The organism is Thalassospira sp. B30-1 (assembly GCF_015767575.1).
Lineage (GTDB): Bacteria > Pseudomonadota > Alphaproteobacteria > Rhodospirillales > Thalassospiraceae > Thalassospira > Thalassospira xiamenensis.
Map to the genome: position 1 here is coordinate 936,757 of NZ_CP065232.1, position 14,141 is coordinate 950,897.

9 protein-coding genes are annotated in these 14,141 nt (G+C 54.8%); 4 read left to right on the plus strand and 5 right to left on the minus strand.

The genetic code is table 11. From position 1 onward, the window contains the following. Nucleotides 1–21: 21 nt before the first annotated feature. The 4 genes from IT971_RS04285 to IT971_RS04300 form a co-directional block, all read right to left on the minus strand. The gene (locus IT971_RS04285; RefSeq protein ID WP_063092834.1) at nucleotides 22–1,836 is read right to left on the minus strand and encodes a methyl-accepting chemotaxis protein; all 1,815 of its coding nucleotides are present in this window, start codon (nucleotides 1,834–1,836) and stop codon (nucleotides 22–24) included. A gap of 188 nt (nucleotides 1,837–2,024) precedes the next feature. After that, nucleotides 2,025–4,100 (minus strand): methyl-accepting chemotaxis protein, encoded by a 2,076-nt coding sequence (locus IT971_RS04290; protein WP_063092835.1) that lies wholly within the window; start codon nucleotides 4,098–4,100, stop codon nucleotides 2,025–2,027. A gap of 170 nt (nucleotides 4,101–4,270) precedes the next feature. Further along, nucleotides 4,271–6,715, minus strand: a complete 2,445-nt coding sequence (locus IT971_RS04295; protein ID WP_065702182.1) for an EAL domain-containing protein — start codon at nucleotides 6,713–6,715, stop codon at nucleotides 4,271–4,273. An 8-nt stretch (nucleotides 6,716–6,723) separates the two neighbouring features. After that, nucleotides 6,724–7,815, minus strand: a complete 1,092-nt coding sequence (locus IT971_RS04300; RefSeq protein ID WP_223305016.1) for a sensor histidine kinase — start codon at nucleotides 7,813–7,815, stop codon at nucleotides 6,724–6,726. A 442-nt stretch (nucleotides 7,816–8,257) separates the two neighbouring features. Between IT971_RS04300 and IT971_RS04305 the strand changes: the two genes are divergently transcribed. The 3 genes from IT971_RS04305 (at nucleotide 8,258) to IT971_RS04315 (ending at nucleotide 11,706) form a co-directional block, all read left to right on the plus strand. Continuing rightward, complete coding sequence (locus IT971_RS04305; protein ID WP_037991990.1) at nucleotides 8,258–9,850, plus strand: lysine--tRNA ligase; 1,593 nt, start codon at nucleotides 8,258–8,260, stop codon at nucleotides 9,848–9,850. Nucleotides 9,851–9,998: 148 nt separating this feature from the next. Next, complete coding sequence (locus tag IT971_RS04310; RefSeq protein ID WP_230729384.1) at nucleotides 9,999–10,967, plus strand: proline dehydrogenase family protein; 969 nt, start codon at nucleotides 9,999–10,001, stop codon at nucleotides 10,965–10,967. Between the two features lie 151 nt (nucleotides 10,968–11,118). Further along, nucleotides 11,119–11,706 carry a DUF4136 domain-containing protein gene (locus IT971_RS04315; RefSeq protein ID WP_065701921.1) on the plus strand — a complete coding sequence of 196 codons (588 nt, stop codon included), beginning with the start codon at nucleotides 11,119–11,121 and terminating at the stop codon, nucleotides 11,704–11,706. 78 nt (nucleotides 11,707–11,784) lie between these two features. Here the strand turns inward: IT971_RS04315 and IT971_RS04320 are convergent, their stop codons facing one another. Continuing rightward, a complete protein-coding gene (locus tag IT971_RS04320; RefSeq protein WP_063094259.1) occupies nucleotides 11,785–12,660 on the minus strand; it encodes a branched-chain amino acid aminotransferase in 876 nt (291 codons plus the stop codon). A 285-nt stretch (nucleotides 12,661–12,945) separates the two neighbouring features. On the opposite strand from IT971_RS04320, the gene IT971_RS04325 reads away from it, so the two are divergent. Next, complete coding sequence (locus tag IT971_RS04325; protein ID WP_063094257.1) at nucleotides 12,946–14,010, plus strand: LacI family DNA-binding transcriptional regulator; 1,065 nt, start codon at nucleotides 12,946–12,948, stop codon at nucleotides 14,008–14,010. Nucleotides 14,011–14,141: the final 131 nt, after the last annotated feature.

Below are 14,141 nucleotides of genomic sequence, written 5' to 3' on the forward strand. Positions count from 1 at the left end.
GGTTTGTCTGACTCTGCTGTGTTATTCGGCGGCGCGAAGCATGGTGGTCTGATATTGCCCCGATTTGCTTGTGGCTTCCGGGCTATCGCCCTGCACGCGCTTCATCGCGGTGATGAAATCGCTGATCTTGCTGTTCAGGAAACCCGCCTGATGGGCGGTATGATCGGCATTTTCGTGCACCGTGATCGCGCTGTTGCCGACATCGGTAACACTGGATTGAATCGTGGTGACATTTTCCGAAACCCGTTTGGCACTTTCAGAAACGAAATCAACATTGCGGGCAATTTCGCGTGTTGTGGCGTTCTGTTCTTCGACGGCACCGACAATGGCCGCGACATAACTATCGATGCTGTTAATCACGGTGCCGATATTGGTGATGGCATCGGTTGAATTGCGCGACACGCTTTGAATGCGTTCGATCTTGCGGGTGATTTCATCCGTGGCCTTGGCCGTCTGATTGGCAAGGTTTTTGACTTCTCCCGCAACCACGGCAAATCCTTTGCCTGCTTCACCGGCGCGCGCGGCTTCGATCGTGGCGTTCAGGGCCAGAAGATTGGTCTGATCTGCAATCTGGGTAATCAGTTGCACGACTTGGCCCACTTCTTCTGCGACTTCCTGCAGGTTGCGCATTTCGGTCTGGGAGGTATTGGAATGTTCAACAGCGTTATGCGCAATCCCAGAAAACTGTGTGATCTGGGATGAGATTTCGTCAATCGCTGCAACCATTTGTTCGGTTGCAGCACTAAGCGACTGAGCACTTGCTGATGATTCTTCTGCCTCGGTGGCAACAGCACCGGCGAGCGATCCTGCCTGTGTACTTTGGCTTTGCATGGTTTCGGCACGTGAGAGAACTTCATTGGCGCCTTTGACGATATCGACAAACGTATTTACAAGAGTTTCGCAAAATTCTTTTACCAGTCGATCCGTCTCTGCCCGGCGTTTCTCATCAAGTGCACGTTGTTGTTCTTGCATGGCTTCAAGTTCACGGGCCTTGATCATATCTGCCTGAAATACCCGCATCGCATCAGCCATCTCGCCGACTTCATCGCGGAAGGCGGAAACCGGCACCGGTGTATCAAGTTTACCTTTTGCCAGATCGCCCAGAGCTTCTGTCAGGCGATGCAACGGACGGGTAATCGACCGTCCCAAAAGCCACGCCAAAAGTATGCCTGATACGAGCGCAAAGCCCGACAAAGCGGTGATCAGAGTTTTGCCCATGCGTTCGTCTTCCAACGCCTTGTTCATTGACAGCTGGGTGTAGTTCGCGACTTCGGCAAGAAGGGCTTCAATGGCGGTATTAAGGTCTTTTTGCAATTTCTCTGTCGCGATGACAGCATCCGCGACGTCGGATGTGCTTGCCCCATTGTCAAGAGCTTTGAAAATGTTGGCGACGTTGGACTCGTAATTGTGATGATCCGCTTCTATGCGCAAAAGGGCCGCTTCGACAGCGGCAAATTCTGTTCGGTCTGCATTATTTGAAAGCTCGGTGAGATAGGCTTTTACCATTCTGGTTGCTTCACGGAGCTCCACATCGGACTGTTTTGAAATTTCATCGAAATTAGCCCGAACACTGGTTTCGCTCTCGCTATGGGAGTCCACATTGCGGAAACGCAGCGACTTTTCCATCAGGATGGCTTGTTCAAGCTGATGCTGCGTGATTTTTTCAAGCATCAGTGTCAGAGGCAGGTCGCGCGCGGTAACCTGTTCCAGTTCATTGCCGATCACGGTCATTTTGTATACGGCGATGCTGCCAAGCAAACCTGAGGTTAACAACAGCCAGCCCGCAAGACTATATAGGCGCTGCGCAATATTTGACTTCCACACCCATCCAAACATTTAGTTTCCCTCGCGAAAAAGCAGACGACAATTCCACTTGGGGTCGATGTTTGGTTGTTCAAGCTATCCAAAAGGGTGGCGTTTGCTATTTCCGGGTGTGGCGTGTTTTTTCGAACGAAGCGGTTCAACCGATTGAAATGGGCGGCATCCGAAGGTGCCGCCCATGCTGTTCTTCGTGCCCCGAAAGACTAGATGTTACGCAACCGCTCAAGGAAGTTTTTGACCTGTGTATCAAGGTTGCGGGCCTGTTCGGCCAGTTCGGTTGCCCCGGCCTGCACGTTGGAAGCGGCATCGCCGGTTTGCTGGGACGTATTGCGTACGATCCCGATTGAGGAGGATACTTCGTTGGTGCCTGCCGCGGCCTGCTGGACATTGCCCGAAATTTCGGCCGTGGCAGCGCCCTGTTGTTCGACCGCGGCGGCAATTGCGCCAGTGATTTCATTGATGTTGGAAATTGTTTCAGTGATCTTTTCAATCGCGCCGACGGTATTGTGGGTCTCGGACTGGATCGATCCGATCTGCTGGGCGATTTCCTCTGTCGCCTTGGCAGTCTGATTGGCAAGGTTTTTGACCTCGCTTGCGACGACCGCAAAGCCTTTACCCGCTTCACCCGCGCGGGCGGCCTCGATGGTGGCGTTCAGGGCCAGAAGGTTGGTCTGGGACGCGATATCATTGATCAGGCTGACAACCTGACCGATGCGGTCGGCGGCTTCGGCCAGGCCGGTGACCATGGCGTTGGCACGTGATGCTTCGTCGACCGCATTGTTGGCGATTTCAGAAGAACGTGCGACCTGCGAGCTAATTTCCTGAATGGAAGCGGAAAGTTCCTCACTTGCCGAAGCGACGGTCTGGACATTCGCACTGGCCTCGTCGGCAGCCGCAGCAACCACGGTTGCCTGTTCCGAGCTTTCGTTCGCGGCACGGCGCATCTGACGCGAGACTTTTTCCATATCGCCAGCACTGTCAGTGACATGAACAACGATGGAGCCGACCGACTTTTCGAATTCGTCGGCCATCTGCAGGCGGGTACGGTTGCGTTCTTCGCTGGCGCGATGTTCGGCCTCGCGTTTGTCGCGCTCGGCCTGCTGCATGCCCGCGGATGCTTCTTTGAAAGCTTCGAGCGCCTTGGCAATCGCACCAATTTCGTCGGACCGGTCATGATAGGGGACGGTGACGTTGAAATTGCCCTTTTCCAGATCGGCAATCACCCCGGCAACACGGGTCATCGGGCGGGCAACCATGGCGTTGGTCGACAGCAGGATCACCGCTATCACAACGATCAAAAGTACCACACCACCGATCAGGGTTGCATTGCGCAGGTCATCGGCCGGGGCATAAACGGTGGCAAGCGGCACGTTGACGACTACGCCCCACTGGTTGGCATAACCTTCAATGGCGACCGGAACGATCAGGTGCATGACTTCGCCATCGTCAATCTGACCGGACTGGCCCGACTTCATCGCTTCAAGAATGGCCGCGTCGGTTGGATTGGCGACATCAAGTTTGGTGCCGCGGATATCGGGGTTTTCATGGGCAACCCATGTGCCCTGTGCGGAAACAAGATTGACGGTGCCGGTGCCAAACGGGGCCAGTTCGGCAAACCGTTCCGACAGCGCATTCAGTTCAAGATCGACACCCATAACACCAAGAAACTTTCCGCCGCTGTCCTGCACCGGATAGACAAACGATGTCAGAACCACATCGCGGCCCTGAATGTCATAGGTAATCGCATCGGTCAGGTAGGGCTTATTGGTGCGTTTTGGTTCGGTGTAATATTCATTGACCTCCGGGTTATCGAGCCCGGTCAGGTGATAGGGGGTAATGCCGCCACCGAAGTTATAATAATAGGTGACATATTTTCCGCTGCCGTCGCCAAACGGTTCGCCTTCGCCCTTGTAATCGGCATCCTTGCCGTCAAGGGCGTTGGTTTCAAATCCGGACCACGCCCCGGCAAGGGAGGGGTTGTCCATCAGGGTGCGATTGAGGATTTCGTTATAGGCCTTGCGGTCTGCTCCGCCCTGTTCACGAAGTGCGCGAAAGGCACCTGCAAGGTTTTTGGCAACCAGCATCCCGCCATTCAGCACCCGGCTGGCCTGTTCGGCATGGAACTGGCCAACGGCACGGGCTTCGCCCACGGTCAGCTCTTCGGTTGTTTTGCCGGTCTGGACAGTTTGAAGGAAGATGCCGACGATCAGACAGAAGGCAATTGCGAGTGCACTGACGCAGGTCAGCTTGGCACCAAGAGACATATTGGAAAATCGCATTAAAGGTCCCCCTCAGATAAGCTTATACCTCTGAAGTAAGTCTGACGGTCCTTCCCTGTGCCGCCTTATTCAAGGGTTTGGCGACTTTGATCGGGAAACACTACCACGTAGCCTATACTTTAGATAAGTGGGAATTATCTGTTCAGGTGGCAATAAAAGGTGGGATTGTTTTATGAAATTTTCGTGCTTGAGTGGCTGGACTTGAAAAGTTGTTCGGCGGGGACCGGTTTACTGAACAGGAAACCCTGCAATTCGTTACAGCCCTGCCTATGCAGGAAATCACGTTGGGCGGTTGTTTCGACCCCTTCGGCAGTGACTTTGAGGCCAAGGGTCCGTGCCATGGCAATCATGGCTTCGGCAAGGGCGGCATCATCGGTATTTTGCGGAATGCCTTTGATAAAGGCGCGATCAATTTTGATGCGTTCAATCGGCAGGCTTTTGATGGACCGCAAACACGAATAACCCGTGCCGAAATCATCAATCGCGACCGATACGCCAACCGCGCGCAATTCATGCAGGGTATCGATCATGATATCTTCGTCCTGGATCATGCTTTCGGTGACTTCAATCTCCAACCATTTCGGATCAAGTCCGGTATCGGCCAGAACAGTTTGCACCGTTTTGGCAAAGCCCTGTGTGCGCATCTGGCGGACCGAAACATTGACCGCGATGCGGATTGGATCAAAGCCTTCATCTTGCCAGCGGCGCGCCTGTGCGCAGGATTCTTCAAGAACCCATTGGCCGATTTCGACAATCAACCCGCTTTGTTCCGCAATCGGGATGATTTCCGCCGGACCAAGAATGCCATTTTGGGGATGGTTCCACCGAATCAGGGTTTCGGTCCCGGTCATTTCACCGGTTTTTGCATCGACTTGCGGCTGATAATAAAGGGTCAGCTCACCCTTTTCCAGACCGCGACGCAATTCCAGGCTGCGCGTCATATAGTGCGTGGCACTTTCGGTCATTTCCGATTTATAAAACGCATAGGTGCGCCGCCCCTGATCCTTGGCGGCATACATTGCCGTGTCGGCCAGCCGGATCAGATCCTGTGGTGAATGGGCATTTTCGGGATAAAGGGCAATGCCGATGCTGGCCGATAATGTCAGTTCATGGCCGACAATATAGAACGGCTTTTGCAGTTCATGAATGATGTGGCTGGCAAGGTTGCCTGCGGCGGCCTCGCTATGCATGTTTTCGCGGATAATCAGGAATTCGTCCCCGCCAAGGCGCGCGATGGTATCGGTTCGATCGGTCAGTGCCTTGATACGGGTCGCAACAATCAGCAAAACCTGATCACCGGCGGCATGGCCAAGTGTATCGTTAATATTCTTGAAGTCATCAAGATCAAGGAACAGGCAGGCGACCACCGATCCGGTACGTTCGCAGCGTTCAATCGCACGGTTCAGCCGGTCGGTGGCCAGAAGCCGGTTGGGCAGGCCCGTGAGGCCGTCATACTGGGCCAGATAATGCAGTTCCTGTTCGGCCTGTCGGATGGCGGTGCGATCCGAAATCATCGCAACGAAATGGGTCAGGACGCCATCGTCGTCCTCGACCGCGATGATCTGCATCATGATGGAAATCGGATTGCCCGACATGTCGCGGGTTTCGATTTCGCGGTGCCAGTGGCGGCGTGTGCGCAGCGTATGGAACAGTTCCTGATAAAAGGCGGGCGGGAAGGCCTCTGGCACGATCATATAGGGCGGGCTGCCGACAACGTTCATCGGGTCTGCGCCTGTAATCTGGCAATAGGCACGGTTGGCGCTGGTGATGTTCAGGTCCGGGTCAAGTATCAGAATACCATCCTGGGTGGTTTCAAATACTGTCATCGCCTGACGGAGCTTGTCATTGGTCAGACGTTGATCGGTAATGTCCTGCATCACGCCTATGATGCGCTGGGTGCCCTTGCGGTCATTGATATAGGACTTGCCGCGTGCGCGGAACCAGCTTTGGGTGCCTTCGCTTTGCTGGCCGCGGAAAACGACGTCATAGAATTCGCCATGCAGAACGGCATATTCGAATGCCTTGCGGACCATGTCGCGATCACCGGATGCAACACGATGCAGAAAATCTTCCCAGCTTTCGGTGATTGTTTCTGCACTTTGATTTTCGTCGGGTAAAAACTGCGCCAGACCGGTACTGTGCATTTTGCGGGTACTGACATCCACCTCCCAGCAGCTCATGCGGGCAGCATGCATGGCAAGCGACAACCGTTCCTGACTTTCACGAAGGGCGAGTTCTACCTCGCGGCGTTCCAGTGCCATCTGGATTGTCGCGTGCAGTTCACGTTCTGAAAACGGTTTTAACAAAAAGCCATAGGGCCGGGTTTGGCGCGCCCGTTCAAGGGTTGTATCCTCGGAATAAGCCGATAGATAGATGATCGGGATCATCAGATGTTCGGGGATGCCCGCCGCGGTTTCAATGCCGTCAATATCGCCGTCGATGCGGATATCCATCAGAATGATGTCAGGCGCATCGGTTTCAATCGCTTTCAAGGCATTGATACCGGCACTATGGACCGATGTCCGGTCATAGCCGAGCCGGGCAAGCTGTTGACGCAAATGCAGTGCGACGATCCGTTCATCTTCGACAATCATCACATGGATCGGCTTGCGCATGGCGATCATCAATCCTTTATCGTGAAGCGAATAGTGATGCGGGTCGGGTTGCGGGTGTGCATATCAAGGGTCCCGCCAAGCTGATCGGTCAGCAATTCAACCAGTTGCAGGCCAAGCCCGCTGCTGCTGTCGATATAGAAACTTTCCGGGAATCCGACCCCGTCATCGGTCAGGCTGAGTTCGATCTGGTTCGGGGCGATTTCGGTGGCGGAAAGGCTTATTGTGCCCTGTCTGTTACCGGGAAATGCGTGTTTGAGCGCATTGGTGATCAGTTCGTTGGTAATCAGGCCGCACGGCACGGCCGTTCCGATCGGAAGCGACACCGAACCCAGATCGCGTTCAAACCTGATGAGGTCGGGGTTGGTGTTAAAGGTCACCAGCAGCGAATTGATCAGCGCATCACAGAAATAGTTGAAATCGACGCGCGAAACATCTTCGTTTTGATAAAGGGTCTGGTGGATTTGCGCCATGGACCGGACGCGGTTGCAACTGTCGCGGAGGATTTCACGCGCCAGATCGTCCTTCACATTGGCGGTTTGCATATCAAGCAGACTGTGAACGATTTGCAGATTGTTTTTGACCCGGTGATGGACTTCCGACAGCAGGATTTCCTTTTCCTGCAAGGATTTTTCCAGACTTTCCTGACGGCTTTTGCGGTCTGAAATATCGACAATGGCGGCCAGGACCTGTACACGGTCGCCTTCGGCAATCGGGTTCAGACCGATTTCCACCGGAAACTCGCTGCCATCCTTGCGCAGGGCATAAAGATCCCGTCCCGGTCCCATGGGCCGTGGTCCGGGTGCGGCGATGAAACTGTTGCGAAGGCCCGCATGATGATGGCGAAACCGATCTGGTACCAGCACATCGACCGGCTGGCCGAGTAATTCATCACGGGTATAACCGAACACCTTTTCGGTTTCGGCATTGACCATTTCAATAAGACCCTTGGCATCGACAAGAATCATCGCGTTCGGCGCATATTCAACAACGCGCCGGAATCGATGATCTTCCTCGAATGCGACATGCGGTGCGGTCATCGTACTGCCCGATCCATCGGTGTGCGACGCCGACAAGTCTTTCATGTCTGACGTTTCGTTCAATCATTTCTCTCCCGTGCAAGGCGGTCTCCCGCCTCAAGAAGGACAGGGAACCCTTGATCGTCGCCAGTTTTCTTCGCCCACTCCCGGCGGCTTTTTTTGTTCCTGACTGCACGGACAAGTAACAGTTACGACATATCAGCGCTCGGCAAGCTGGTTTCAACCACCCGTCGGTGTAGGTTTGGTTTTTTTCTTATATTTGCTGTATCCTGCTGATCCGACGCGCGAATTTTGCGTGTTACCATGCCCGCCCTCTCTGTCAGGGTGGGAGAAGTGACGGGGTGCGCCGGTTAAATTGCGCGTTGCAGCCCGGTCATACCCGATCCGGACTTGATCTTGCAGGCTGGCGGGGATAGCTTCGCGCACGCACGGAATCCGGGTGATTTCACGTGTGGCCGGATTTCCAGATAATTCAACGATACAACTGACAAACAAGGTTTCAAAAATGACAGCCGATCTTCGTGATGCCGCCTTTAACAGCAACGTCTGGGCCTTCCAGGAAGCCCGCAAGCTGGTTGAGCGGTACAAACAGAAGAAGCCTGAAAAGGGTTATGTGCTGTTTGAAACCGGTTATGGCCCGTCGGGCCTGCCCCATATCGGGACGTTTGGCGAAGTTGCGCGCACGACCTATGTCCGCCGCGCGTTCGAACAGATGTCCGATATTCCGACCAAACTTTTCTGCTTCTCGGATGACATGGACGGTCTTCGCAAGGTACCCGACAATATCCCGAACAAGGATATGGTCGCGCAGCATCTTGGCAAGGCATTGACCAGCGTGCCGGACCCGTTTGGCACCCATGAAAGCTTTGCGCATCACAACAACGCGCGTCTTTGCGATTTCCTCGACAGTTTCGGCTTTGATTACGAATTCAAATCTTCGACCGAATGCTATCGTTCGGGCATGTTTGATGCAGCGCTTCTGCGTCTTCTTGAACGGTATGATGCGATCCAGAAGATCATGCTGCCGACCCTTGGTGAAGAACGTCGCGCGACATACAGCCCGTTCATGCCGGTCGAAGAAGGTACCAACAAGGTCCTGATGGCCAAGGTGACCGAGCTTAACGTTGAAGCCGGGACCATCGTTTACGAACATCCCGAAACCGGCAAGCTGGTTGAAACCCCGGTCACGGGTGGCCGTTGCAAATTGCAGTGGAAGCCGGACTGGGCGATGCGGTGGTTTGCGCTGGGCGTTGATTATGAGATGGCGGGCAAGGACCTTATTCCGTCGGTCGAACTTGGCAACAAGATCGTCAAGGCGCTTGGCGGCACCCCGCCGGAAGGCTTCAATTACGAGCTGTTTTTGGACGAGAACGCACAGAAAATCTCGAAATCCAAGGGCAATGGCATTTCGATGGAAGACTGGCTGAAATATGCGCCGGAAGATAGTCTTTCGCTGTTCATGTTCCAGAAGCCGAAAACCGCAAAGCGCCTGTATTTCGATGTCATCCCGAAAACGGTTGATGAATATCTGACCTTTGCCGACAAGCTGAAAACCGAAACCGATCCGGAAAAGCTTTTGCAGAACCCGGCATGGCACATCCATGAAGGCAAGGCACCGGAACGCGATATTCCGTTGTCGTTCGGTATCTTGCTGAATCTTGTTTCGGTCTGCAATACCAGCGACCCGGAACTGCTTTGGGCGTTCATTTCGCGCTATGCCAAGGGCGCAACGCCGGAAAATCAGCCTTATCTCGACAAGCTGGTCGGCTATGCGATCAACTATTACAACGACTTCGTCAAACCGACGAAAAAATACCGTGCCGCGACGGATGCGGAAAAAGCAGCCCTGACCGAACTGCGCGATATGCTTAAAACCCTTGATGCCGGCACCGATGGTGGCGATATCCAGACCCAGGTTTTCGAAGTGGGTAAAAACCACAATTACGAAAACCTGCGCGACTGGTTCAAGGCACTTTATGAAATCCTGCTGGGACAGGAACAGGGCCCGCGTATGGGATCGTTCATTGCGCTTTACGGTATTGATGAAAGCATCCAGCTGATTGACCGTGCGATTGCCGGTGAAGAACTCGGCGCGTAAGCAGTCGCTTTTTTCAGGCTGCTGTGAAATATCAAGCGATCCGTCGTCCGGCGGGTCGCTTTTTGTTTGATCGAGTGTCATTTCCTTCAATAAGTTTGCCAGCTTATCGCCGATGGTTGCTCTTTTGCGTTTGACCAAAACGGAGTTGATGATGGGTTTCTGGCAAAAGACGATGATCGCAGTGGCGTGCAGCAAACCATTGCGCCGCGCGGGCGAGGCGGTCGGGCGGAAAACCGGCCTGGCCGCACAGTTCGTTAGCGGCACGGATGGCGCCGGGCACGTGAAACGCACGCAGGAATTGGCAAAGCAGGGTATTCGGGTTTCGAGCTTTTATCTGGGCGAATATGTGACCGATCCGGCACAGGTGGCGGAAACGGTTGATGCAATTACAGCCGTGATACCCAAGCTTGATCGTGTTGGTTTGGATGTTCATGTTTCCATTGATCCATCGCAGCTTGGCTATATGCAGGATCCGGGGATGTTGGATGACAATGCCCACAAAATTGCCGGTTTGATCCGCGATGTCGGTGGTGAGAAAGCAGGTCGGCGCTGCTGCCGGATGATGATCGACATGGAAGATTTCGACATGGTCGATGATACGCTGGCCCTTCATGATCGGCTGCTTGAGGCAGGGTATCCGGTAGCCCAGACATTGCAGGCGCGATTATTGCGAACCGAAGCCGACATGGTGCGCAAAATCGCACAGGGGGCCATGATACGTCTGGTTAAAGGGGCGATGGCCCCGCCTGATCATGTTGCCTTTACCCGGCGTCGCGACATCGACGAAAATTATCTGAAACTGGCGTCAATGATGTTGTCCGACGAGGCGCGCCTTACCGGATTTATGCCGGTTTTCGGATCGCATCATCGTGAGTTGGTTGAATATATCGCAAAGGTCGCAGACGAACGTGGGTGGGAGCGTGAGGCGTTCGAGTTTGAAATGCTTTATGGCGTCAATCAGCCACTTCAGCGGGATCTTGTGTCGCTCGGTTATCGGCTTCGGCTTTATGCGCCGTTTGGGGCGGATTGGTGGGCTTATGCGTGGCGTCGTGTTGGTGAAAACCCCCGCAATCTTGGTCTTTTGCTGCGTTCGCGGCTGAATGCTACGGGCCTGTAAATGCGAGCGGGTTGTGTTCGTTGCGTTCTGCCATGCATCTGCCCAAATGATAAGATGTAACGTAAAACAAAATCAGTCATTTCCGGTGTTTTGGTTAGGGCCATGTACCGGGAATGATCATTTAAACGGCGAGCACCGAAAGGAAGGCCGGATGAAGATGGTCAAGATCATGATGGCGGGGGCAATGGCGATGCTGCTGGCGGCCTGTTCGACCGGGCCGCGTGTCTATACCGATGCCGATCCGGCGGCCGATTTTTCGCGTTATCGGACCTTTGCCTTTTATGAGTCCGCGGGAAAGTCGGATGAAAAATACGCCACCCTGCACGGTCAGCGGATCGAGGATGCGGTCAGTGCCGCCCTTGAAGCGCGCGGTTATCGCGTTGACATCAACACCCCTGATATCCTGATCAACTATCACCTCAAGACCGAGGAAAAGACCCGGACATCACCGCCGGTCTATTACGGCGGGTATTACGGTTATCGCAGCGGGATGTATGTCGGTTGGCCCGGGTATGTCGAGCCGGGATATGTTGACAATTATACCGAAGGCACGATTTCGGTCGATATGGTAGACCGCCGCACCGATCAGATGATCTGGGAAGGCACGGCGGTTGGCCGTATCGACAGCGAGTTTCGCAACAATCCCGATCAGGGGGTGCGCAAAGCGGTTGGCGCGATATTTGGCAAATATCCCTATGTCGCGGGAAGCAGTGTACCGGTGATACCTGCGGCGCAGTAGGGCGGGTTTGGTGGATTTGGTAAGCGGAACGGGCCGGGGGGATGCCGGCCCGTTCCGTTTTCGGCTGTTCGCGAGGCTTTAGCTCTGCTCGGCAAACGCCCAGTAAAGTTCCTGTGCGCGTTTGGTTATCGGGCCGGGTTGCAGGTTGCGGTCGTCGAGTTTGACGCAAGGTGCGACCTTGTAATAATTGCCGGTGCCAAAGATTTCGTCGGCATTTTCAAGTTCGCTGTAGGTCACGGTTTTTTCGGTGACGTCTACGCCGTCTTCGCGGAGCAGCCTGATCACGCGTTGGCGGGTCAGGCCGTTTAAGAACGTGCCGTTGATCACGGGGGTAAAGACCTTGCCATCCTTGGCGTAGAACAGGTTGGCATAGGAAAATTCCGCGACATTGCCGAGAGGATCGAGCATTACGCCGGTATCAAAACCGTCTTTGGTGGCCTCTGCCACGGCGCGGCCGACATTGGGATACAGGCAGGATGCCTTGGCCTCGGTCGGGGCACTTTCGGGCGAGGGGCGGCGGAAGCTTGATTTCCGGGCGGTAAAGCCGGTCTTGATGGCATCGGGCAGGTCGGATACCGAAATGCACAGCACGAATTGCGCGCTTTCTGGTGTCGGGGCAAGGAAGCCTTCGCCGCCATAGACAATCGGTTTGATATAAAGTGCCAGCGCCGGATCGAATTTCTGAACGCCTTCGCGGACGAGGGCGACGATTTCATCGGTGGTGATCTGCGGGGCAAGACCCATCAGTTCGGCCGAACGCAGCACACGGGCGCAATGGGGCACAAGATCGGGCATTTTGCCATTGATGCGGCGCGCGCCGTCAAAGACCGTGGAGGCCATCCACATGCCGTGGGTCTGCGGCCCGATAATATGCGGGTTGCCTTCGTGCCATTCGCCTTTGTACCAGGTCCATGTGGTGACGGGGGTGGTATTTGCGGTGGTGGCGTGACCCATTCTTCTTGCTCCTGATCGAATTTCGGGTGGCGTTTGCATATCGCGGGGCGATGCAAGGCATCCAGAATAGGGGCTTTGCGCGATCATGGTCAAAGAAAACTGACAGGGTAAATGCCGTTTCGGTGCCGTTTTTAAGGAAGTTGCGATAAATGACGGTTCTGTGAAATATCCCGCATCATGCACACGTGTGCGTTGGCGGACCGGAAGGCCTGTGATATGTGTGTGGCCGTGCTGCAAGACTGAAAACAGGCACGGCCAGATGGCGTAAAGAGGGAAATTGCGCGCATGACCGAGGGGAAACACACGCCTGCAAATGGTGACGGGACCGAACCAGGCCGCGATTTGCAGCATATCGTGACCTCGGCCGATGTTGCGCGCGAAGCCGGTGTTTCGCGGTCCACCGTTTCGCGGTGTTTATCAGGCGACCGGCGGATATCGGATGCGACCCGCCTGCGGGTACAGGAAACCGCCAACCGGCTTGGTTATCACGTCAATAAAATCGCCCGGTCGATGAATACGCGCAAAAGCGATCTGATCGGATTGGTGACATCGGGGCTTTCCGATCCGTTCCGCGTTGAATTCCTTGATAAACTGATCCTTGCAATTCAGCAGTCCGGTTATCGTCCGTTGGTGATTGATGTATCAGATCCCGCCCAGATGGGCACATCGATGATGCATCTGTTGCAATATCAGGTGGCCGGGGTGGTCGTGACATCGGGAAGCCCGCCGCCCGAGGTGGGTGTGCATTTCCTGAAACGCAGTGTCCCCGTCGTTCTGGTCAATCGCGCCGGGCGGCTTGAGGGCGCGGATGTTATCAATTGCGATAATGTGCGCGGCGGTGAAATGGCCGCCGACCTGTTGCTTGAAACCGGTAAAACCCGGTTCGGGTTCCTCAATGTCAAGGGTGGTACATTCAGCGGCAATGTGCGGGGCGAAACATTCGTTTCGCGCCTTGCTCCGCGCCTTGCGAACGGGGATGTCAGCTTTACCCCGCTGGTCTGCGACAGTGCCGATTATGATGGTGGCTTTAATGCCGCGCTTAAATTCCTGGCAACGCCGGAAACCGCACCAAACGCGATTTTCTGTGCCAAGGACCATATCGCGTTGGGTCTTCTGGACGCGGCCCGGTTTGAACTGGGCCTGCGCATCCCCGAAGATATTGCCGTGGTCGGGTTTGACGATATTGCTGCGGCCCGGCAGGGGGCGTATCAATTGACCACTGTGTGCCAAAGTGCGACGAAGCTGGCCGAAATGACGGTGGATCGGCTGCGCCAGCGCATCCGGGGCGATGCCCTGACGGATCAGCGGCTGATCCTGCCGGTGGAAATGACGCGTCGCCGGACGGCCTGAGCCGGTCTTTTTCACGGATTTCTGGCCTATTTTTCTTCGATTTCTGATGCAAAACGGCTGACTCGCGATGTTTCTGCGGGTTTTGCGCACACGTGTGCGTTAAGTTTTAAGTCGGAGGCCTTGCTGAGGGC